Here is a 20890-nt window from a genome sequence, read left to right as displayed (position 1 = left end):
TGAATATATCATAAAATGGCCTTAATCCAATGAAATCAGGACCAAGAGTAGATCGATGGAGTTTTTTTAAATTCGTGGCATAGGTGCTTTTGCCGCTCCCTACTTTTCCACACGGCATATATATTACCCTATGTCTACTATATTACCCCATGTCTACCCTCCCCCCTACATTTAGCGTGTTAGGCTAAGCAACCTTTCGGACATAATCCATATTTGTGACCGAGTGCCAAGCCCTTCAAAAAAAGATCATTCTTTGGAAAATGGAGGTGTGAACCGCATTTTCGCAAGGAATGATCTCTTCTAATAGTTTCCTTCAAATACTAGGATTATAGCTGATCAAGCAAAGCTTTTATCTCCGGATTTAAATTCAGCACGCGCAGAATAATGCTAACAGCTTCCGCTCTAGTCAAAGGCTCGTTCGGAGCGAAGATGCCCTCATCACGGCCTTCAATAATGCCAGCAGATGCCGCTATCTGAATCTCACCAGAATTCCAAACACCGGCAATGTCGTTGAAGGACGCCGTTTGACGCTTGTCAACAGCCTTCAAATCTACGATACGACTTATGATGGCAATGATTTCAGCACGGGAAATAGCTCGATTCGGTCTGAACGTATCGTCCCCATAACCCGTGATAATTCCGCTCGATATTAGCGCTTCAATTGCATGACTCGCCCAATGATCCTTCACGTCTTTCAGTTCCCCGGAGCTGCCCGCAGGTTCGATGTGGAACACTCTAGCTATTATTGCAGCTAGCTCGGCATGTGTAATAGACTCATCTGGACGGAAGGTTCCGTCTTGATATCCAGTAATAAAACCCAATTTGACGAAAAGATCGATATTCGGTTTACTCCAATGCTCGTTAACATCAGGGAATACGCCGCTAACCGGCCCCGTCTGCGCTTGCTCCACTTTGCCTTTCAAATACGCTTCGATTCTAGCTTGATCTACTGCCGACTTGAAAAAAGAAGCCGGAAGCGGTGAAGGAGACGGCGAAGGCGTCGGTGAAGTTGTCATCGGTTCGGTTGGCGTAGTCGGGGACGGGGACGGAGAAGGGGTTGGCGAAGGAGACGGATTACCCCCACCGTCAGGCGTTCTTCCCGCTACCGTAACCGTCACTAAGTGGTCTTGCTTGGTACCATCGGCAGCGTAAACCGAATACGTTACCGGATTCGTAAAGTCTTGCGTCGTAACGCCGCTAACTTGATCCTGAAGTCCAACCTTCACATCTACGCCTGTACTCGTAAAAGCAGGAGCTAACTGGGTCACGTTAGTACCGTAAGGTACCGTTATCGATACCGTATAGTTCGTCTGATCCACGATTCCAATACTTTCCGGGCTCGTTAATTTGAAAGAGGTAAGCTCCTTTGCAGGATTCAAGCCCGTATTAACAATCAGCGTATACGGGACAACCGAATTCTCAGAGTCTACCGCATGAATGGTTGGAGACAATCTTAAATCCGATTCCGTAATGCCCAATTGTTGAACAATACCATTGATTTCTAGATGATCTCCCGTCGTCACGAAGTTAGCCTTAGCTGCGCTTAGATCCGTTCCATACGGGACATCAAGCGTAATCGTATGTTGGACTGAATCAATCACTCCTGTTGCATGTACGGGAGAGATAAGGTCGTAAGTAATTAGTTGATTAGCCATGACCACTGTGACCATATAATTTTGCGTCAACCCGTTCTCTGCAATTACAGTGTACGTCAATGGACTTGTATAATCGTTAACCGTCTGCCCGGAATATTGGGCCTGATTTCCTATTTTTACAGTTTGACCATTTGTCGTGAACGTAGCGATTTGTTTGAGCCGTGAACCTCCAGTAGGCAACACAACGGATATCGTATGCGCAGCTTCATTCACGGTACCCTTTACACCCGCAACGGCAAATGTCAGCATTTCTTTCGTTGAGCTTGCCTCTTCAGCTGCAACATGTACGGTCACGGTATAGGCTTGAGTGTCGCCGGCTTCATCATGAACGACATATTCAACAGGCGCTGTGAAATCTATGACGGCTTCACCGCTAATTTGCTGAGCTCCATTTGCATAGACCCTGGTACCCGTAGACGTAAACGCCGGCACTAAGGAGGTCAAGTTCGTACCGAAGGGAACTGTAAGAGCTATCTTATGGTTCGTCTCATCGATGATTCCGATGGAAGAAAGCGAAGCCAGCCCGAAATAAGTGATTTCTTTGGCCGTACTGAGCTCTCTTTGGAAACTAACGGTAACCGTATAGTTTCGTGTGCTGCCATCCAAGGCTTCAACCGTGTATATCAATGGCTTCGTAAAATCCTGGACGCTGGTTCCGCTGACTTGAACAACATCATTCACCTTAACTTTAGCCGGGATTTCATCTGGTGCGATTTTATCTGTTGTAAACGTAGGCTTCAACGCAGTCACATCCGTACCTTGCGGAACGGTGAGAAAGATCGCAAATGCCTCGTCGTCGATAAAACCCGTCACTACTGGAGTGGACAAGTTAAATGATAGAATAGACTTTAAGCTGCTAGGCCCGATAGTTACCGTAACCGTATAAACTTGCGTACTGCCGTCCTCGGCAACGATGGTTAATGGTACGGGACTCGTATAATTAGTGCACGTAACCTCACTGGTATGATTAAGAACGGACGCACCTTCGGAAACCGTAAAGGTTTCAAGCATATTATAGACTGCGGAACGGAAAGGAACGACGACTTTGATCGTATGGTCCCCGTTATCGATGATGCCGTGATTCCCTTCTACGGAAAAAGAAAGAAACTCCTTCGATGAACTTTTTTCAAACATAAAGCTAATCGTGTTTGAGACGGCATTGTTGTTTCCTGCTGTATCAGTTACTGCACCAGCTGCAACTTTAACGGTCACAATCTGACCGCTTGTCGTCGGAGTAATGATAGCGGTGAAAGTCGTTGCACTCAGAGCCTTAACATCGGATGCAGTTCCATTGTCTACTACAAGGTCTACATCCGCAAATCCACTTACCTCTTTGTTAAAGGTAATGGTGATCGGAAATGCAGCGTTGATATTACTGACGACTGAACTGGATAGCGTTGCTATAGGTGGCGTATACGATGTATCATTCGTTATTGCCGTTACAACATCACTTCTATCGTTTGCTGCAGTAATTGCCGTTACATAGAACGAGTAGGTCGTGTTCGAATTCAGACCTCCAATCGTTGCTGTCGGATTACCAACCCAAGCAGCCCAAACTCCGTTAGAATACCACACCTGATATCCACTATCCTGGTCGACTCCTTCTACCGCGTCCCATTCCAACGTTATTGACTTATGTGTAGCACCAGTAACCTGTACATTCTGCGGAGCTGGCAAAGGGTTAGCTGCCGATGCTATCGGAACTAACGGAAAGCTAAATGAGCCGAATACAATAGCAATGCTTAGTATTACAGCTAACATATTGGCGTACTTATTCTTAATCTGCTTGTACAATTCATTCCCCTCTTCCTCAAATGTTCATTGCAATAGATCGTCTGATTTCCAATGCCATCTCCTATAATAAACATAAGGACGAGTCCGAATTGTAATTCAAATTACATTTTTGATCATATTTCAAAATAAAAATCGCCGTCCGATTCCCGACAGGGATCGTGAACGGCGACAATTTTAGAGTCATCACGTAAGTAACAGTTCTTTCAGGTAAAAGCCGATATAACTTTGCAAAGCTAGTAGGCCAAATCCGCCAGCACCTTGCCAAGCCGGTCAAGTTGCTGTTCATTAGCTTCTATGCAGATCGGCTTAGCTTGTTCAAACTCCTCTTTTTCCTTGAAAAGTTGACGGAAGGTGACCCTAGAGCGGCCTTCGAAGCTCTCGAAGGTAGCCGTTACCCGAAATTCGTGGAAGGATAGATGATCAAGCACGATCCGCTCCAGCGGCACGATCTCAACAAAGACGTTATGGTTAGGATAATCCACGCCATCCGGTCCATGCATGGTGAACTTCCACGTGCCTCCCGGCCTCATATCGCACTCATGAAACGTATTCATGAAGCCTTGAGGTCCCCACCATTGGGCTAACAATTCAGGGGTTGTCCATGCCCTAAACACAAGCTCCCGCGGGACATCGTACTCACGCGTAGCAATAAGTTCATTTTCACCTATTGTCATGTTCATACCTCCCCTTCTAATACCTTGCCCAGTGCGTCCAACATGACGTTTGTACCGTGTTCCCGTACTTCCGGCGTATCGTGCCCGTCAAAGAACGCACCTTGCTCCGTGAAAATCAGCTTCGTGCCGCCCTCCACCTTGATAAGCTCGACCGTTGTGATCGAGACGGAGATGCGTATGCCGCCCGAATCCAGGGTGTACGTATAAACAATGCGCTGCTCTGGAACAAGCTCTTGGTAGTTGGCGTCGAAGGTAAAGATCGGCCCATCCGGCGGCCCGCCGCTGCTGTACTCGCGCCCGCCAACCTGGAAATCGAAGAGGTCTGACTTCGAAAACCACTTGGCTTTGGCAATCGGGTCGGCCCAGGCGTGATAAACCCGCTCCGGCGAAGCGGCATAAGTCCGCTCGACAACGAAGGTTCCATGCTTCACAAATCGTTCGTTCATTGATTTTCCTCCTTATGTTTTGGAATTCCGCTCTCCTCGGCAAGAAAGTCTCCTAACAGGTCCAAATGTCGCTCCCAACTCGTTTGCCGCTCAATGACCGGTTTCTCAAATCCCATCTTCATCGCTTGCAGAAGGCTCGTGAAATCTTCAACCGTTAATTCCGCCTTGCCTTGCATAAGCTTGGATACATGTCTGAGCTGCTCCAATAGTTTCTGCTGCAGTTTGATCTGTTCTTTGATTTGGTCTATCTGCAGGTTTACGATCTCAAGCGGACTGATCTGCCCGCCACTTAAGGCCGACTTAACCTCTTCGAGAGATAAGCCCAACTCCTTAAGCGATAAAATCTGGTGCAAGCGTGACAAGTTGACTTCACTATATAGCCTGTGACCCGATTCCGTCTGGCTGGATGGAGATAACAAACCGATTTGATCATAAAAGCGTAGGGTTCTTACGGTAAGCCCCGTCAGCTTGGCGAGGTCCCCGACCTTCCAATGTCTCTCCATTAACCATCTCCACTCTTTGGCGCTAGCTATGTACCGGTAGCTCTATTGTAAAACATTACGTTACGTAAGGTGCAAGTGAAATCATGACGTTCTACCGGAATTTTTTTACGCCACTGATTTTGAACACAAGCTATTGTGTCTAACGGCGAAAACTCCGCCACGGCGCTCGTTAATGCCATATTATAAGAAATATACACTTGGAATCTCCAAGCGTATATTCGAGTATTTTTGAAAATTTCGCCGTTGAATTCCAAATATTCCATGAGATACGACAGTTCCTCGTCCTCCGTTCCTCACGTGTTCTGAATCACCTCGAATGCATCAAGATTACATGGATCACTCTTTGTGTCGTCTGCTTAGCGAATGCCTGTCCCTTTAGTAATGAAATTTTTGTAGGCTGCAATTTTGTCTTTCAGCACCTTCTCTGTGGCTGTTAAGTCTCTTATTTGACTCTGAACAGAGTTTCTATGATCTTCGAGAAGGTTCAAGCGGGCTTGGGTCGTATGCTCTCCTTCTAAATATAACTGCGCATATTCTCTGATTTGTGAGATCGGCATTTGGGTTTGTTTCAACCTCATCACAAATCGCAGCCAAGCAAGATTGGAGTCATCATATACTCTTTCTCCATTCGCATTACGTATCGGAGCAATAATCTCTTCCTTTTCATAATATCTCAGTGTATGTGCGGTTATCCCCAATAATTTGGCTACATCGCTGATCGTATACATACAAGCCCCCGAATCTATGTTAATTTTAAGAGTCCCCCATAATTATAAAAAACATTTGACTTAGAGTAAACTCTAACCTGTATAATTAAATCGTTGTTGGTTCACCATACATTCTTGTAGAAAACGGGAGGAAGTCACATGAAATATACTGTAGTTACAGGCGCCAGTTCAGGTATAGGTTATGAAACTGCTCTAGCTTTTGCAGCTCGCGGCAAAAACTTAATTGTTGCAGCCCGCAGAAAAGAACAGCTGGAGGAATTAAAGTCTGAAATCACTCGTATCTACCCCGATGTAGATGTCGTCATTCGAGCGACTGACTTATCCGTTTCCGAGAATGCTTATAAGCTTTATGAAGGTCTACAAGGGTTCCAAATTGAAACTTGGATCAACAATGCGGGATTTGGCAACTTTGCTTCAGTGGCCCAGCAAGATTTAGATAAAGTATCTGCAATGCTGCATCTGAACATTGAATCGTTGACGATACTTTCCTCTCTTTTCGTTCGTGACTACTCCAATGTTGAAGGGACACAATTAATCAACGTATCATCCGGTGGCGGCTATACGATTGTGGGAAATGCCATTACGTACTGCGCAACTAAGTTCTATGTGAGTGCCTTTACTGAAGGACTCTCTCATGAGTTGAACAGTCAGGGTGCACTTATGCAGGCTAAAGTGTTAGCACCTGCCGCAACAGAAACAGAATTCGCGAAGCGTTCTTTCGATGTCTCCGAATTCGAATATCACGGGACTGTGCCGAAGTTCCATACCGCGAAGGAAATGGCTGGATTCATGCTTGACCTGTATGACAACGATCGCGTTGTGGGGATTGTGAATGGTTTGACGTACGAGTTCGAGTTGAGAGATACAATTTATAATTATGTGGCGAGCACGCGATAGGCTCATCTCGTAATGGCAAGTTACGAAACATGGCCATCCTTCAACGGATGGCCATGCATAGACAATGATATGGTCTGTAGGGCGTTCACCAACCAATCTGATCATGTCTAGCAAGATCAAGCCACCGAATCTCCCCCCTATTTTCCCGACATATCGTAATCAGCTACGGCATTTTTTCATCAAGTCCATTCACCTCTTCCTCTGGATACCGCTCAGTGATTTTTAAGTTAGGTTGGTGAATGGCTTCTGTCCATGTATTTCCACCAGGTAAAATCAATGTATCGGAGCTATCATTCAATGTTGCACTCATCTAGTTTGATGTCGGGCAGTATTTTCAACCCGCCCATTGTCGTTACTGGAGTCTTTTCAATACCCACAGTAACTACTTTTGATGGGGCCAACCCCTTTTTATAATATCTTCCCAGTTAAATAACCTATATCCCAGTCTGTCATCGTGTCAAACACATAATGTGCCCGAAATCAACATCCATAGAATCGCCAGCATATTATCGTTTTTTGACCGTATCTTAGTGAAATCTTAATGGATGATCAAAATCCACACTCATCATGAATCATTATTATTAAATATTCAAATTTTATAGTATTCTTTTAATAGATTCATATTTTTGGAAAGAATGGTGGTCGTGCATGTATGGGTCATATCCTAATTATCGATGACGAACCCGAGATTCGTACGTTAATTCGCATCCATATGGAACGGGCAGGCTTCCAAGTTATTGAAGCGGAATCGGGACGGAAAGCGATTGAACAGATACAAGAGCATAATATCGAGCTCATGATATTGGACTTGATGATGGATGACGGGGATGGCATTAAGGTACTTCGTTATTTACAAGATAATAATTTGCAAACTATCGTTATTGCACTTAGCGCTAGAAGAGAAGTGCAGGACAAGATTGCTACCCTCAGTCTAGGAGCCGTTGATTATGTGACAAAGCCATTTAGTCCATTGGAGTTACTTGCTCGGGTTCAAGCTCAATTAAGAAGGCAACGTCGCCATGCAACCCATCAATCTGAAATCATCCGATTAAACCATCTGGTTCTCGATGTAGATAATTTAGTTCTGCATAATGATGGGAAACCCTGTGATTTAACTCCGGTTGAATGCGAGCTTCTGAAATTCTTTATGCAAAACCCCGATCACGCCCTGACCAAAAGGGAAATTTACAAACACATTTGGCAGCATGAAAACTACGATGATAACAACTTGAGCGTATTTATTAGTCGGCTCCGCAAAGTACTCGAAAGCTCTTCTGGCTCTCAGTATTACCTTTATACCGTTCGTGGCGTCGGATATCGCTTTTCGGGAGATAGACGATGAAGAATCTCACTAGGATATGGCTCATCATGCTAATAAGCATCGTTATCAGCTTGAGTTTGTTTGTCTGGCTTTCGACACTTTCGGGTAAATTATGGAATAAGGGTTATGATTTAAATGAGTTGAATGCCATCTCGCAAGAGATACTGAGTGCTACTGAACAACAAAACACATACGATAAGAATGAAGTCCAACCGATAATGGATCAGTTTCACATCCACCATCCTGCTCTTCGATTTGAATGGATTTCTTCGGACGGAACAACGCTCTATGATACTTATGGTGAGACGCATAATTATAGCTTTGAGCAGTTGGCGGATCGCATTATTAATATGCCAAACAACCTCTGGGGCGAAGATAAACCGATTACGCTTGCCTATTCAGCGAATAAGAACGGACAGCCTTATTACTTATTACTAAGTTTATCTAGCGATGCAATGAAACAAGGACAGATGTACTTCTTTGTGCGAACATTTAAAGCACTATATTCCTGGGCTCTGCCGTTGCTGTTATCTTTCTTTGTGCCCTATTTTCTGGCCCTGTGGCTTTTCTCCTCGGTCAATCGACGGATCGGCAAGCTTAACCAAGCCCTCAATCAGGTCAATATCCGAAGCGATGTGATCGTGCTCGAGGATAAGTCGAAGGACGAAATCGGTCAACTTACCCGTCACTACAATTCGATGGTGCAGCGGATTCGGAGACAGGCTGATGAAATCGATCAATTCGAAACCGGGCGCAGGGTGCTGCTTTCTAATCTATCTCACGATTTGCGAACACCGCTAACGATGATCCTGGGTTACGCCGAAACCATTCATACTGGCTTATATAATGACGAAAACGAGCTGCGGACCAACTCGAAAATCATTTTGCAACGATCTCGTTATATGGACAAACTGCTGGATCAATTGTTAGACATCTCACGGCTGGATGGGGATTCACATGAGATACATCTTGCTCCGTATAACTTGTCTGAAATAATGCGAAAAATTGCCGCCGACTATATGTTATTTTTAGATGGGCAAAGCTTTGCGATTGAAGTGGATATCCCCGATAGGGATATTCAGGCGGTTATCGATGCGCCTCTTGTTGAACGTGCTATACGCAACTTAATGGACAACGCGATTCGCTATGGAAAAGAAGGGCATTTCCTTGGAATAGGGCTCGTTGAAGAAGACGATGTTGTGTGCATAACCGTTAAGGACAAAGGCAGAGGAGTTGCTCCTGAGGATCACAAACTCATCTTTGAACGGTTCTATCGTGTTGACGAGGGAAGAAAAGGCGAGGGGCTCGGTATCGGACTTTCGATTGTCAAGGAAATCGTTGAATCACATCAAGGCCATATTCAGTTGATGAGTACTCCCCATGTAGAAACCTTGTTCCTGATAAGACTCCCAAAAAATCAATAAATAAAGCTAACACAATGATGATGTGCTGCTTCGTTGTTAGCGAGAAATTTAGCCCTACTTGTGATACGGTTCATCGTATCACTGCAACCGCGAATTTTTATAGCAATCGGAAGCAACAATTGGATAATGCTAAGACGGTCGATCATTATCAAGAATAGCAATGCTCTCTCGGAGAAGATCATTGAAATATGGAAATCTCGAAGCTTGGCTTGCGGAGCAAGCAAAAATATAAGCCTCTATTCCGCCACTCGGAATAGAGGCTTATATTTTTCACACTCAAAAGAAGCGAGTAACAAATGACTCAACAAGTCCTGCAAATTGAACTATTTCCAAATAGCTCTCCAGTCATGAGAGCACCAGCCAGACGCGTTAACATTGTCAGCCTGAAGATTACTTTAATATTCTCCTTTAATTACAAAAAACGAGCCCCGAATTGTTCCAGCTAGTTTAGACTTCTGCCTAGCAAACTTAAACTTCCCTTCTAACTCCTTTGGTACCTCCATCCCCTCAGAAAGCTTAAAACCAACGGCCCGCTTCTTAGGATCATCAACCGTGTACATGACATTGAGCGCAAGACCATCCTCATAAAAGACGTAGGCAAATTGAATATTTTCCACTTGAAAACGCGACGTTTCTAAAGGTTTAGCCGCAAACTCAATATCACGTTCTTCTTTCAAAATTCGGTTCACATAATCAAGGTTCTCCTGACTTTCGCTAGCTGGTACAACCGTAAATTCATGCTCGTATTTGTTCATAAAGTAACGGGCTTCATTAGCACGTAAACCAGCAAGCGCATCTACTACAGGTGAAGACTCAAAACCAACCGTAGACACATTTTTAAAATCAACGATATACGACATTTTCCATCCCTCGTTTTCTCTTTTTTTCCTAACATTAGAAATTCATATTTCACTAAAACTAAGCCATTCTTCAAGTTATTCTACCAAATATTATACCAAAAATGATTCATGATAACCGTTCACGTTTTGGATAAGATAAATCCCTTTGATAACATGACCGGTTTGGATGTATGAATTCGAAATCAGATCGCGTCCCGAATCCGCATCGAACCCTTGTACAAATAAAACTTGCGTCATTTGTGGTACGGTTCAGCTTAACGGGTCTATCGGCGAAAAATGCGAAAAGGAGCTGTCGCGGCCAGCTCCTTAGTACTATGATCAATTCAATTCAAAGAGAGAGAGGTTGTTGTTAATTTAATCCGTCTCATTTTTTCTCCAATACGGACAGCACTCTTTGTTCGGATCAAAAATCGCGGAGTTGGTCAGTATATTCCCACAGCGCATGTTCATCAATTTCGATCTGAATCGCCTGCAGTTCCTTAACAAGCCCGGATATAAGCGGAGTTATGGCACCCAAAATCTCCTCTCGTTCCTCAGTAAAAATAAATACCTTGCGCTTGTCTAGTTTATTGAACCCTTCGATATAGGTGGAAAAGGTGTGTTCGAGCTGTAGCTGCACGTCCTGGGAGGACATATCACCTGTTTGCGCCTGAGCCGCAAACTCCCGCAGTTGCCCGCGTATCTGTTTATACAGCGAGGCAGCCTTTTGCGCTTGTGCAGGTGTAATTCCTTCTCGACCGTCCCACGCCCGAAATGGGTTGTCGAGATTATCGGCTAGCCATTCCGGCTTGCGCGGTTGGCGAATGGATAAATCCAGACCTTGCTTCGCTGCTTGTTTGTAGGCTTGCTTGATCGTCTTGGCAGCATCATCCGGCAAGCTGGTCAACCACAACGTGTGCAGCTGAGGCAACTGATGCGGATGTGGAAACTGCTCGCCTGAGAAGCCAAACATGTCCACCGTCGTGAACATTTGAAGCTGTTCGAGCTTGTACAGCTGCTCCATACCACGGATGTAGCCTGGCTTGCCCCACATACGTAAGCTCTGTAGCGAAGGAAACCGATCGATGACGTCTCCCAGATCGATGTCATCGGCAGAGTACAGCTCCAGCACAGACAAATGCTTGAGACCCCTCAAGAAACGATAGGACTTCACCGCCTCGCCATTCAATCGAAGCGTGATACCGCGACCTTCCCGCTCATGCTTGATATAAACATCATGCTGCAAACTTCCTTCAAACGTCATCCGATCCATGTCCTTAGGAGCAATCAGCTCATGGATGTTTTGCGGCTTCATTGTGATTTCTGTGATGAGTGTGTGCTGCAAATCAATCCGTTCCACGGCTGTCTTGAGTTCCAGCTCCAGCTTGTAGATAAAATCATGCGTTCTTACATAGTTCTCCAGTGCAGAGCTCCAATCGAAAACAGTCAAGGATGTCAGACAAGGCAGACGATCCAATTCCGTGTAGTCGATTAGGCCCGGGATCCGGTCCAGAGAAAGCGATCGGGTGCCCCATCGCACCATTACTCCGGCAATTTCCACCTGCTCACTGCTGTCTGCCTTGCTGGCAGCTTTGAAGTTATGTCGTTTGTCCTCCGGAATGCGCTCCCACTGCAGCTGACAATACAGCTTGCTCCCGCGATTCCAGTCTCCGTAGCTTCTCGGCTGCTCTTCCACAAGGACCTCAAAATTTGCAATATAGGTATACTCCGGAGGAATCGGACCCGCACTAATGAGATGATCCAGATGATCACTCCAAAAATAAAAATTGATCACAAGCGGCTTTACCTGCCTCAGCTGATCAATGGAAGGAAGCTCTCTCCCGGTCCAATGTAGCATCAATGCAGCATAGCTGTCTTTTTCGTTCGGTTTGTCTGCTGGCACAATATGCGTAATCTGACATGCGACATAAGCGTTCAATTGCGGATTCCAGAATCCGAATACATCACCTGGTTGTATCGACATATGTTACTCCTTTCAGTGTTCGAATGCGGTCAATGGCAAGCGAAAGCCAACGTCCAGACTCCCTGTACCTCTCCATTTCCCATAACAAATCACCGTAACAGACCGCAGCCCTAAACATAATTATACTATAAAGATGGAAAAAAATATGGAAAACATTGTCTCAACTACAAACCTCTGAACCTTCCCCCACACCCCAATTTTTCGCCGTCACTTATGGTACGGTTCAGCTTAACGGGTCTATCGGCGAAAAATCGTTCTAAGTGTGCCGTGGGCCGTATTGCTGCACCTTCAAGTAACTTGCATTTTGCTACCCTAATGCGACTGCGGTGCTATTGGCATACAATCGCATGAAAAAGGCCCCTGCGAGGCAAAACTCACATGGGCTTTAAGGGCTAGAAAATACTATTGCGAATCTACGGATACGCTTGATATACATAGCGAAGCGAAAAGCGATGGCTGAACGAACCTTAACAACGCGCAGATATGCCTTCAGTTTTGACCATAACTGCTCTATGGGATTCAGATCTGGGTTATAAGGTGAAAGGGTAAGACCGCAACAAAAATACTAAATATTTCGTTCCTCATACTGAAAGGGTTCTTCACAAGAGTAAATTTCATGGAAAAATCCCTGGTATGGAATATCGTCTTCCAAACATTTTATGAGATACGACAGTTCCTCGTCACACTCCGGTTCTTCGCCGTTGTTTCGCATGACCTCGAATGCATCTATAATATTTTCCATGAGGCTTACTTGGATAAACAACGGCAGCTTATCCAACATCGAATTTTCGATTCCGGTCTCGGATCTGTATCCTTCAAGTACTGTTTTATAATAATCACCCATAAATTTTTTACGTTTTCCGGCGTCTGGTTCAAATTGTATCCAACCCACTCCTTGTATCCAGAGACCCGCTAGGTCAAACATATACCAACAGTAACGTGAATTATCGAAATCATATACAGTTATTTGTCCGGTATCAAAATCTATAGAATAATTCCCATCGTTGTAATCAAAATGGATCATACCAAAAGTCTCCTGGTCCCTATCCAATCCTTGTAAGGTATCAAGGAGCTCCACCATCTTCTCCTTAAGCAGAGATAAGGAACCCGGTATCAGTTTATCGATATATTCGGCATTGTATTTGTCAAAAAAGCTATACCGGCGATGGACAGGCGTATATCCTTTCGATATATGGTGTAGTTTCCCTAGGGTTTTGCCGCAATTATAATAATATTCGGTAATTGGAACCCCTTCTCGGTACCGATAATTATTTTCTACAAGCATTTTTCCCTTAGCCTTTTTAAACAGGCAGACAAAAAAGATGTGGTTATTGTGGATGATCTCCTCCAGCAGATTCCCCTTTCGGGAGCTGATTACATTTGAGACACTGCCTCCGTGCTCAAATAGATACCGAACAAATTCCACTTCGCCTAGGAAATCTTCTCGGCTCCTGTCTGGTAAGAAAGCGATTCTGAGTATTTTAGCGCCCTCGCCCTCTTTTTCACAGGTATAAACGACATTTCGCCCTCCATCATGTGCCGGAATCCGCTGGATTTCATAGCCTTCTAATCCGAACATCTCTGATACGACTGTAAGTAAATAGGTATCTCCGATTGCAACAACTTCGTTATAATTTATAACTATCTCTCCTTTTCGTACAAACATCTATTTATGATGACTTACAAAAAGAACATACCACAATAGCGGCATGCTCAATGGACTTTTTTGATCATTTTTAAGTGCATTTCACTCTGATGGGCGCAAACCATTCCATTTGACAATATTGCCCATCATATGCATCCGTATCGATTTTTTCGAAGAAGAATTTGCTATCCAGAAGCTCATATCTCCCGTTGTGCTCCTTGGCAAGCCTATCGATGGCAGTATACAGCGCCTCTGCACGTAGTTCGCTAATCTCCTCGTAATGATGGTTCCCAATATAGCGAAAGCCGACACACATAGAAGCAGGGACGGTATCGCCTGCACAGCCGTCAGGAATATCGTTCAAATTCCGTACTCGCATAGACGGTAGATAGTACGTCCAACTATGCGATGGATCAGGCGTCCTCGTTAGACCGTAATAGATATTGGGTTCTACTGGATTAAGCACATTATGCCGCTTGTTCCACCAAAACTGTTTGGCAGCTTCGGGCGCTTCTGTCGGTGCTTCAGCGATCTCAATTCGATGGATGCACCCGATTAAATGAAAGGATGGAATCATGACCATATTCGGCCCGTATACCATATTTCCGCAAACATCGTTCTTTGGAAATAGATGAAGAGGAGGTGTTACTTGAATGTTTTTGCCGGATTCCCTGCATTCACCAGGCGTAAGCCCATACTCACGTTTAAACGCGCGTATATAGGTTTGCTCATGTTCATAACCGCATTCGATGGCAATATCGAGGATCCGCTTATCGGTTTGCATCAAATTCTCTAAGCTGACGGCCAGCTTTCGAGAGCGGATATAGCTTTGTAGCGGCACGCCGAAAGCGAACTTAAAAAGCCGACGCAAATGAACCGTGGAGACCGGGAGATCGTTCAGATATTCTGTCTCGCTCGTACCAGAAACATTTTCTTCTATTCGGGATAGGAGTTCAGATAGAAGTTTGTATGGTTGTATAGCCTTTGTCACTCTCCTAGTATGTTTTTGTTCCTTATCATTCTTAATGGAACATATTTGCTACTAGTGAAATCATACCACAAGATGGAAATCATTGTCGTTTCTTTCATATATAAAAAAAGCCCCTAAGTCAATTTAAGGGCTAGAATTTCTTATAAATCATCGATCTTACAGGGCTCAGGCCCTCTTACACCCCAATTTTTCGCCGTTACTTGTGGTAAGGTTCCCTCCGATTTATCTTAAACGCTCGATAAATCTGCTCCACCAGCACCAGCCGCATCAGCTGGTGCGGCAAAGTCATGCGGCCGAAGGACAGCCGCATGTCAGCGCGGCGCAGCACCTCGGGGCTCAGCCCGAGGCTGCCGCCGATGATGAAGGCCACCTGGCTCCGCCCATAGGTGGCCAAATCTTGCAAGCGAGCGGCCAACTGCTCGCTCGCCAACTGTTCGCCATCAATCGCAAGCGCGATGGCGTAAGCATCCTCACGCAGCGAGGAGAGGATTCGTTCGCCTTCACGACGACGAACTTGATCCTCTTCCGCTGCGCTCATGTTCTCAGGTGCCTTCTCATCAGGCACCTCGACCATGCTCACCTTGGCATAAGGCCCAAGGCGCTTCACATATTCCGCTATCCCATCGACCAGATAGCGTTCTTTTAATTTCCCTACGGTAATAATTTGTATATTCAAGATTAACCCTCGATTCAGTCAATAATTTTTTTCATTATCTTCCTTATATTTATTAGCTAGTATCACCATAATACCATTCTTCGTCAAGCACCCTCCCCCTACGCCCCTTCAAATAATCACAACAAAAAAACGCCCTGTCGTCATTCGACAAAAGAGCGGTTCGATCACTTTTCTGACAAAGGTTATTAATAATTTTTCCGTAATCTCCATTTTTTGATAAAAATTTTTATAGCAGTTTTAATTTAATTTTAAATAACCGATAAGTATTGAGTGTTGTATTGTCACCCTTACAACTAGTTAACTTACATCTTAGAGAGGAGTCATCACAGATGATTCAAAAAATGTTTGCCAGCTATAAAGCATCCTTATCCAAGCAGATGCTGCTTTTCCTTGTCGTGCTTATCGCTGTTCCCACCGTTGTTCTTAGCCTTTCCTTGACACAACTTGCACGTAACCAACTGGAGCGCGAATTGTTGTCTCAAGTCGAAGGGGTTACAACGATGATTACTAATGTATTCAATGATTCGTACCGTGATTATACCGTCACAATTGACAGCTTTACCGATCTCCATGTCCCTCCAGGGGAAAAACCAGGAGCGCATATCAAAGACCGCATCCATCATATTGAGGCAGATATCCATAATGTGTTGGCTGCGTTCATGTTCCATGACAATCGATACTACAACTCTAAAGAAAAGGAAAACCCGGATTTTGACCCAACTACTCGCGAATGGTACAAGCAAGCTATTCAGAATAAGGGGCAAGTCATTATGACGCCTCCATATATTGACACCGTAACTGGAAGCTATGTCATTACCTTTGCCAAGACACTCTCCGACGGTTCGGGCGTAGCAGGAATCGATGTTGCCATCGATCACTTAAAAGAGATGGTAAGCACATACAAAATCGGAGAACACGGATATGTCAGCTTATTCGACCGTAACAACGTAACATTATCGCATCCACGATTCCAAGAAGGCGAGCCGCTTCAAGACGAGAGGTTCGAAATAATGCGCAATCAAGCTGAAGGCTCATTCATGCTTGCAGATACAGATCGTGAGGAATATTACTATTTTAACAATGAAAATGCGCTCGGCTTAAACATTGTATCTGTCATTGATAGGAGCGAAATTAATCAAAAGACCGGACCGCTGTTGCGAGTATCTTTACTGTTCATCCTACTACTGCTTGCTCTCATTTCCTTGTTTATTTGGATATTTATGAAACGGACGGTGCGACCTGTACTGCAATTGAAGCAACTAACTGACTCCATCGCTCATGGAGATTTAACCGTCCCGTTGATCGAGAGCGGAAGAATAGATGAGATTGGGCAACTGCAAGCCAACTTCAATACAATGTCGCAATCGTTATCCGATGTACTGCTGCAAATTACCGATCATTCCGAGCAAGTATCTGCTTCTTCGCAGCAATTGTCCGCTAATTCGGAGCAGAACGTCGTAACGCTTGAGCAAGTTGCCTCCTCCATGCAAGAAATATCGTCCGTATCGTCCGATATGAATCTAAGCATGAACGCCGTTAAACGGACAGCGGAGCTTGCCCAGCAGGAACTCGACGAAACGATTCGCATTATACATGAAAGCACCAAACTGTCGCAGTTGGTCAATATCCTGGCGAATAAAGGCGAGGAGACTCTTGGTGCTGCAAGACAACAGATGGATACAATTGTCGAACATTCCAAACGTTCTAAAAACGAGACAGAGAAGCTAAACCGGGTTGCTGAGGAAATTAGCGGGGTAACTAACTTCATACAGGGAATTGCAGCGCAGACGAATTTGCTAGCGCTGAATGCCTCCATTGAAGCTGCACGAGCCGGTCAGGATGGTCGCGGGTTCGCCGTAGTCGCCCTAGAGGTACGCAAGCTCGCTGATCAGACAGGATCTGCCGCTGAGAAGATTGCCACCTTAATCGGGGAGATACAGGAGCGTGCCCACCACATGGTTGGAAGCATGGAGGAAGGCGTTGAATCTGCCGCAATCGGAAGCGATCTAACGCAATCGGTGGAGCATCGGTTCACGGAGATGTATGAGGCAATTGGTCGCATCGATACGCAGCTCGGTCAAGTAGCCGTCGTCAGCGAACAGTTGATGCAGTCGAACGAAGCGATGATTGCGGCCTTCGATGAATCGAGCGCCATGACCCAGGCCGCAGCACAAAAAGTCGACCTCGTCGCTGCTGCCAGTGAAGAACAGAACGCTTCGATGGAGGAAATTGCCTCCTCCGCTGCGCATCTTGCCGGCATCGCCGAAGAACTGCAGTCATTGGTGCTTCGCTTCAAATTGAAGCGTACACAGTAGTTCTAGCGATCAGCTGTCAGAACTGAAATTATAAGCAAAGGACTTGAGGACGTATTGCTTTTTACCCTCAAGTCCCTTTGTTTTCTTGCTCTTCCAACCCAAGCTTATTCGCTCGCAATGTGTAATCGACTCCTCCATACTCCCACTGTAGAACAAGATCACCATGTTTAATTTGACGCCATGTTCCTTCTCCCCTATAAGTCCAATTTTATACTTTCTTATATTTAAAAAAAGAGACCCTCATCAGGTCCCTTCCGTATTTTTATACAACTAAGAAACGCGCTTCGCCTTCATCGCAGTGTTCGCAATGTGCTGGCGGATGCCAATCGCGAAATTTCACTTCACGAAGATCGACGATATCTGGTGCGTCTTCATACTCATCCACAAATTCATCAATCGCCAGTTCTAAATGCTCTTTACATACGACATACATAGAAGCTACCCCGTTTCCTCATTTTGTTGTAGTTACAATCATCTAGTCTGCTAGAAACGTCTACGACTCCACCAAGACTACATTCACTGATTGCTTCTTACCTTCTCGGTAGAATGTAATCGATAATGAGTCGCCAGCCTTTTTTTCCTTATATAAATACTTACGAAGCTGTAGAATACCGCTAACTTTCTTGCCATCGATTTCTGTAATAACGTCTTGTGACACTATTCCAGCCTCTTTTGCTGGGCCCGATGCTTCTAATACGATAACTCCAGTTTTCACTTCAGTAGGTAATTTTAATACATCTGTCCCTTGAAAGGACTGCAGATTCTGCATGGTAACGCCAATAAGAGGTCTTCTTACCTTCTGATGATCAATTAAATCTTTAAGAATAGGAACGACATCATTGGATGGTATTGCAAAACCCATGCCCTCAACTGATAAATTAGCAATTTTAAGGGTGTTAATACCAATAATCTGACCTGCCATATTAACAAGTGCCCCGCCGCTGTTACCTTCATTGATGGCGGCATCCGTCTGAATCATATCCATTTCCCAGTCGACATCCCCATCACCTGATGTTGATACCGGAATAGTCTGCTTGGGAGATGACACAATACCTGATGTTACTGAAGTACCAAGACCAAGTGGGCTACCAATGGCAATAACGGATTCACCTGTTTTGAGATCATTCGAATCACCAAATTCAGCTACCGCATCAACCCCGGATGCATCCATTTCAAGGACTGCCAGATCTGATATTCGATCAGAACCAATCAATTCAGCTTTCTTACGCCCGCCGTTATGCATCCCAATCTCGAAAGCATCGCCTTCTTCTACAACGTGATTATTCGTTACGACAAATACGCGATTACCTTTTTTCTGAAAAACAACTCCTGAACCCATACCATACTGCTGCAAATCGCCTTTTTCATTCTTTCTCAATGAGAGGACAGAGACGACCGAGGCATTCATTTTTTTAGCTGAGGCAACGATTGGGTTACCTGTAACAGGTGAGGAAACTTGAATAGCTGCATTCCCACCATCCGTTCGTAAAGAAACAACTAGCAGTACAAGTATTAGCATCACCATTGCACCACCAAATGCTGAAGTGAATACAACGATACTGCGTGTGTCTCTACTGCTCCGCCCGCCTGTGAACGGCCGCGTCTTCATCACATCACGTTCTTTCCATGAGCGTGAAGGTCTCTTAACTGAATAAAAATCATCATCGTCAAAAAAACTCATGCCGTCCCTCTCCCCTTTCTTCCCGTCCTTGTCGGTGTAACATTCGCTCACTATTTTAATCCTTTATTTCAATAAAGTATAGGCATATTTTTCAATCATTCTACCTAAACTAGTATTAAGAGATTTACATAGCCTTCTAACTCAAATCTCTCACTCTATTAAATATAAAGGAGCTGTCTATTATGGATTATTCCCGTGATTCACGCCATTCGCATTCCCCTATGAAAGAGGTTCATATGGTCGCACAACTAGCCGATCTCAAAGTGAGGAATTACCACGATTCGCTGGCCTTAACTGCGTTAATTGAGCTACTGATTGAGAAGCAGCTTATTACTCCTGCTGAACTACAGACTAAGGTGACGCTACTAGACCATGTGTTTATATCTGATCCAAAACTTCCCATTTCGTAGATCGATCATGATAGGTATCCATTAACCGAACGCGTCTTTCTTGAAGATCCATACCGCGATCTTGTGCCACATTATGGAGCGTTAGTCTGGCTAAGTCGAGCATATTATGATCCCTGCTTAGATGTGCCATATAAACGACCTTTGTTCGATTAGACAACACGTCGCATAAGCCATCAGCTGCTGCTTCATTGGATAAGTGACCAAGATCTCCTAGAATTCTGCGCTTAATATTCCAAGGATAATGACCCATCCGTAGTAAATCTACATCATGATTGGTTTCAAGTACAATCGCATCTGAATCCGATAGCTTCTCTTTGACTTTGGAGCTCATATAGCCAAGGTCTGTCGCTAGAGTAAGCTTCTGGTTGTGATGGTAGAAGCAATAACCAACGGGCTCAGCTGCGTCATGCGAAATGCCATACGATTCAATTTGTAAATCACCAAGATCAACGATTGAATCAGTCTCCATAATGATGCGATTACATTCTGCGATATTACCTGCATGCTTATCGATCTGTTCCCATGTCTTTTCGTTAGCATAGATCGGTAGATTATACTTACGGGAGAACACTCCTAATCCTTTAATATGATCCGAATGCTCATGAGTTACGTAAATAGCATCAATCTCGCTGCCACTAACCCCTTGCTCTTGCAGTAAACCATCTATTCTCTTAGCACTAAGCCCGACATCAACAAGTATCTTCTTATCACCTGCAGCAACAACCATCGAATTCCCCGAGGAACCACTTGCTAATACCGAAAATCGTAAACCCATCTCTACTAACTCCCTCTACTACCTATTCCAAACTTCTATTCTATCTATACGATTACCATTAAAACACAATACTTACATAAATTGATTCATTCACAAAAACAAAAATGGAAGAAGGCTTGTTTATAAACTCAA

At 44.6% G+C, this 20890-nt stretch carries 18 protein-coding genes and 3 pseudogenes; 7 read left to right on the top strand and 14 right to left on the bottom strand.

What is annotated here, in order from left to right; all coding sequences use genetic code 11:
- Nucleotides 1-326 precede the first annotated feature (326 nt).
- The 5 genes from AC1DOK_RS02960 to AC1DOK_RS02940 form a co-directional block, all read right to left on the bottom strand.
- Complete coding sequence (locus tag AC1DOK_RS02960) at nucleotides 327-3449, bottom strand: S-layer homology domain-containing protein (RefSeq protein WP_477552742.1); 3123 nt, start codon at nucleotides 3447-3449, stop codon at nucleotides 327-329.
- Between the two features lie 233 nt (nucleotides 3450-3682).
- Entirely contained in the window at nucleotides 3683-4123 is a 441-nt protein-coding gene (locus tag AC1DOK_RS02955) for an SRPBCC family protein (RefSeq protein ID WP_477552741.1), read from the bottom strand.
- A 2-nt stretch (nucleotides 4124-4125) separates the two neighbouring features.
- The gene (locus AC1DOK_RS02950; protein ID WP_477552740.1) at nucleotides 4126-4569 is read right to left on the bottom strand and encodes an SRPBCC family protein; all 444 of its coding nucleotides are present in this window, start codon (nucleotides 4567-4569) and stop codon (nucleotides 4126-4128) included.
- On the bottom strand, nucleotides 4566-5072 hold the full coding sequence (locus AC1DOK_RS02945) for a MerR family transcriptional regulator (protein ID WP_477552739.1): 507 nt from the start codon (nucleotides 5070-5072) through the stop codon (nucleotides 4566-4568). The genes AC1DOK_RS02950 and AC1DOK_RS02945 overlap by 4 nt, the downstream gene beginning before the upstream one ends.
- 356 nt (nucleotides 5073-5428) lie before the next feature.
- Nucleotides 5429-5800, bottom strand: coding sequence for a MerR family transcriptional regulator (locus AC1DOK_RS02940; protein ID WP_477552738.1), 372 nt, complete (start codon nucleotides 5798-5800; stop codon nucleotides 5429-5431).
- A 138-nt stretch (nucleotides 5801-5938) separates the two neighbouring features.
- Here AC1DOK_RS02940 and AC1DOK_RS02935 point away from each other — a divergent pair, with 138 nt between their 5' ends.
- Complete coding sequence (locus AC1DOK_RS02935; protein WP_477552737.1) at nucleotides 5939-6697, top strand: SDR family NAD(P)-dependent oxidoreductase; 759 nt, start codon at nucleotides 5939-5941, stop codon at nucleotides 6695-6697.
- Between the two features lie 190 nt (nucleotides 6698-6887).
- Here the strand turns inward: AC1DOK_RS02935 and AC1DOK_RS02930 are convergent.
- Nucleotides 6888-7150: pseudogene (locus tag AC1DOK_RS02930) on the bottom strand (DJ-1/PfpI family protein); the annotation flags it as partial.
- Nucleotides 7151-7349: 199 nt separating this feature from the next.
- Here AC1DOK_RS02930 and AC1DOK_RS02925 point away from each other — a divergent pair.
- The 4 genes and pseudogenes from AC1DOK_RS02925 to AC1DOK_RS02910 form a co-directional block, all read left to right on the top strand.
- Nucleotides 7350-7631: pseudogene (locus AC1DOK_RS02925) on the top strand (response regulator); the annotation flags it as partial.
- Nucleotides 7608-7710 (top strand): annotated as a pseudogene (locus AC1DOK_RS02920) (DNA-binding response regulator); the annotation flags it as partial. The pseudogenes AC1DOK_RS02925 and AC1DOK_RS02920, both read left to right, overlap by 24 nt.
- 26 nt (nucleotides 7711-7736) lie before the next feature.
- Complete coding sequence (locus tag AC1DOK_RS02915; protein ID WP_477553087.1) at nucleotides 7737-8039, top strand: winged helix-turn-helix domain-containing protein; 303 nt, start codon at nucleotides 7737-7739, stop codon at nucleotides 8037-8039.
- Nucleotides 8040-8065: 26 nt separating this feature from the next.
- Complete coding sequence (locus AC1DOK_RS02910; protein WP_477552736.1) at nucleotides 8066-9442, top strand: sensor histidine kinase; 1377 nt, start codon at nucleotides 8066-8068, stop codon at nucleotides 9440-9442.
- 395 nt (nucleotides 9443-9837) lie between these two features.
- Here AC1DOK_RS02910 and AC1DOK_RS02905 read toward each other — a convergent pair whose 3' ends face one another.
- The 5 genes from AC1DOK_RS02905 to rlmH all read right to left on the bottom strand — a co-directional run bounded on the left by AC1DOK_RS02905 (nucleotide 9838) and on the right by rlmH (nucleotide 15577).
- Nucleotides 9838-10302 (bottom strand): phage tail protein, encoded by a 465-nt coding sequence (locus tag AC1DOK_RS02905; protein ID WP_477552735.1) that lies wholly within the window; start codon nucleotides 10300-10302, stop codon nucleotides 9838-9840.
- Nucleotides 10303-10705: 403 nt separating this feature from the next.
- Nucleotides 10706-12265, bottom strand: a complete 1560-nt coding sequence (locus AC1DOK_RS02900; protein WP_477552734.1) for a hypothetical protein — start codon at nucleotides 12263-12265, stop codon at nucleotides 10706-10708.
- Between the two features lie 565 nt (nucleotides 12266-12830).
- Nucleotides 12831-13931, bottom strand: coding sequence for a phosphotransferase enzyme family protein (locus AC1DOK_RS02895; RefSeq protein WP_477552733.1), 1101 nt, complete (start codon nucleotides 13929-13931; stop codon nucleotides 12831-12833).
- Nucleotides 13932-14001: 70 nt separating this feature from the next.
- On the bottom strand, nucleotides 14002-14901 hold the full coding sequence (locus tag AC1DOK_RS02890; RefSeq protein WP_477552732.1) for a helix-turn-helix domain-containing protein: 900 nt from the start codon (nucleotides 14899-14901) through the stop codon (nucleotides 14002-14004).
- A gap of 196 nt (nucleotides 14902-15097) precedes the next feature.
- Complete coding sequence (gene rlmH, locus AC1DOK_RS02885; protein ID WP_477552731.1) at nucleotides 15098-15577, bottom strand: 23S rRNA (pseudouridine(1915)-N(3))-methyltransferase RlmH; 480 nt, start codon at nucleotides 15575-15577, stop codon at nucleotides 15098-15100.
- Between the two features lie 329 nt (nucleotides 15578-15906).
- On the opposite strand from rlmH, the gene AC1DOK_RS02880 reads away from it, so the two are divergent.
- Complete coding sequence (locus AC1DOK_RS02880; RefSeq protein ID WP_477552730.1) at nucleotides 15907-17892, top strand: methyl-accepting chemotaxis protein; 1986 nt, start codon at nucleotides 15907-15909, stop codon at nucleotides 17890-17892.
- Nucleotides 17893-18154: 262 nt separating this feature from the next.
- Here the strand turns inward: AC1DOK_RS02880 and AC1DOK_RS02875 are convergent, their stop codons facing one another.
- Complete coding sequence (locus AC1DOK_RS02875; protein ID WP_477552729.1) at nucleotides 18155-18325, bottom strand: CxxH/CxxC protein; 171 nt, start codon at nucleotides 18323-18325, stop codon at nucleotides 18155-18157.
- Nucleotides 18326-18385: 60 nt separating this feature from the next.
- On the bottom strand, nucleotides 18386-19573 hold the full coding sequence (locus AC1DOK_RS02870) for a S1C family serine protease (RefSeq protein WP_477552728.1): 1188 nt from the start codon (nucleotides 19571-19573) through the stop codon (nucleotides 18386-18388).
- A gap of 182 nt (nucleotides 19574-19755) precedes the next feature.
- Here AC1DOK_RS02870 and AC1DOK_RS02865 point away from each other — a divergent pair, with 182 nt between their 5' ends.
- Nucleotides 19756-19983: a hypothetical protein gene (locus tag AC1DOK_RS02865; RefSeq protein ID WP_477552727.1), complete on the top strand. Its 228-nt coding sequence runs from the start codon at nucleotides 19756-19758 to the stop codon at nucleotides 19981-19983.
- On the opposite strand, the gene AC1DOK_RS02860 is transcribed toward AC1DOK_RS02865, so the two are convergent.
- Nucleotides 19952-20758, bottom strand: a complete 807-nt coding sequence (locus tag AC1DOK_RS02860) for an MBL fold metallo-hydrolase (RefSeq protein WP_477552726.1) — start codon at nucleotides 20756-20758, stop codon at nucleotides 19952-19954. The genes AC1DOK_RS02865 and AC1DOK_RS02860 overlap by 32 nt on opposite strands.
- Between the last annotated feature and the right edge of the window lie 132 nt (nucleotides 20759-20890).

Source organism: Paenibacillus sp. P5_B5 (assembly GCF_056400365.1).
Note: the sequence above shows the minus strand (reverse complement) of the source record. Positions and strands in the feature narration are given on the sequence as shown.

Coding starts and splice junctions, on each gene's coding strand:
- AC1DOK_RS02955 (WP_477552741.1), bottom strand. CDS start 4,123: ATGACAATAGGTGAAAATGAACTTATTGCTACGCGTGAGTACGATGTC.
- AC1DOK_RS02865 (WP_477552727.1), top strand. CDS start 19,756: ATGGATTATTCCCGTGATTCACGCCATTCGCATTCCCCTATGAAAGAG.
- AC1DOK_RS02910 (WP_477552736.1), top strand. CDS start 8,066: ATGCTAATAAGCATCGTTATCAGCTTGAGTTTGTTTGTCTGGCTTTCG.
- AC1DOK_RS02875 (WP_477552729.1), bottom strand. CDS start 18,325: ATGTATGTCGTATGTAAAGAGCATTTAGAACTGGCGATTGATGAATTT.
- AC1DOK_RS02900 (WP_477552734.1), bottom strand. CDS start 12,265: ATGTCGATACAACCAGGTGATGTATTCGGATTCTGGAATCCGCAATTG.
- AC1DOK_RS02905 (WP_477552735.1), bottom strand. CDS start 10,302: ATGTCGTATATCGTTGATTTTAAAAATGTGTCTACGGTTGGTTTTGAG.
- AC1DOK_RS02950 (WP_477552740.1), bottom strand. CDS start 4,569: ATGAACGAACGATTTGTGAAGCATGGAACCTTCGTTGTCGAGCGGACT.
- AC1DOK_RS02870 (WP_477552728.1), bottom strand. CDS start 19,573: ATGAGTTTTTTTGACGATGATGATTTTTATTCAGTTAAGAGACCTTCA.
- AC1DOK_RS02860 (WP_477552726.1), bottom strand. CDS start 20,758: ATGGGTTTACGATTTTCGGTATTAGCAAGTGGTTCCTCGGGGAATTCG.
- AC1DOK_RS02880 (WP_477552730.1), top strand. CDS start 15,907: ATGATTCAAAAAATGTTTGCCAGCTATAAAGCATCCTTATCCAAGCAG.
- AC1DOK_RS02935 (WP_477552737.1), top strand. CDS start 5,939: ATGAAATATACTGTAGTTACAGGCGCCAGTTCAGGTATAGGTTATGAA.
- AC1DOK_RS02940 (WP_477552738.1), bottom strand. CDS start 5,800: ATGTATACGATCAGCGATGTAGCCAAATTATTGGGGATAACCGCACAT.
- AC1DOK_RS02945 (WP_477552739.1), bottom strand. CDS start 5,072: ATGGAGAGACATTGGAAGGTCGGGGACCTCGCCAAGCTGACGGGGCTT.
- AC1DOK_RS02895 (WP_477552733.1), bottom strand. CDS start 13,931: ATGTTTGTACGAAAAGGAGAGATAGTTATAAATTATAACGAAGTTGTT.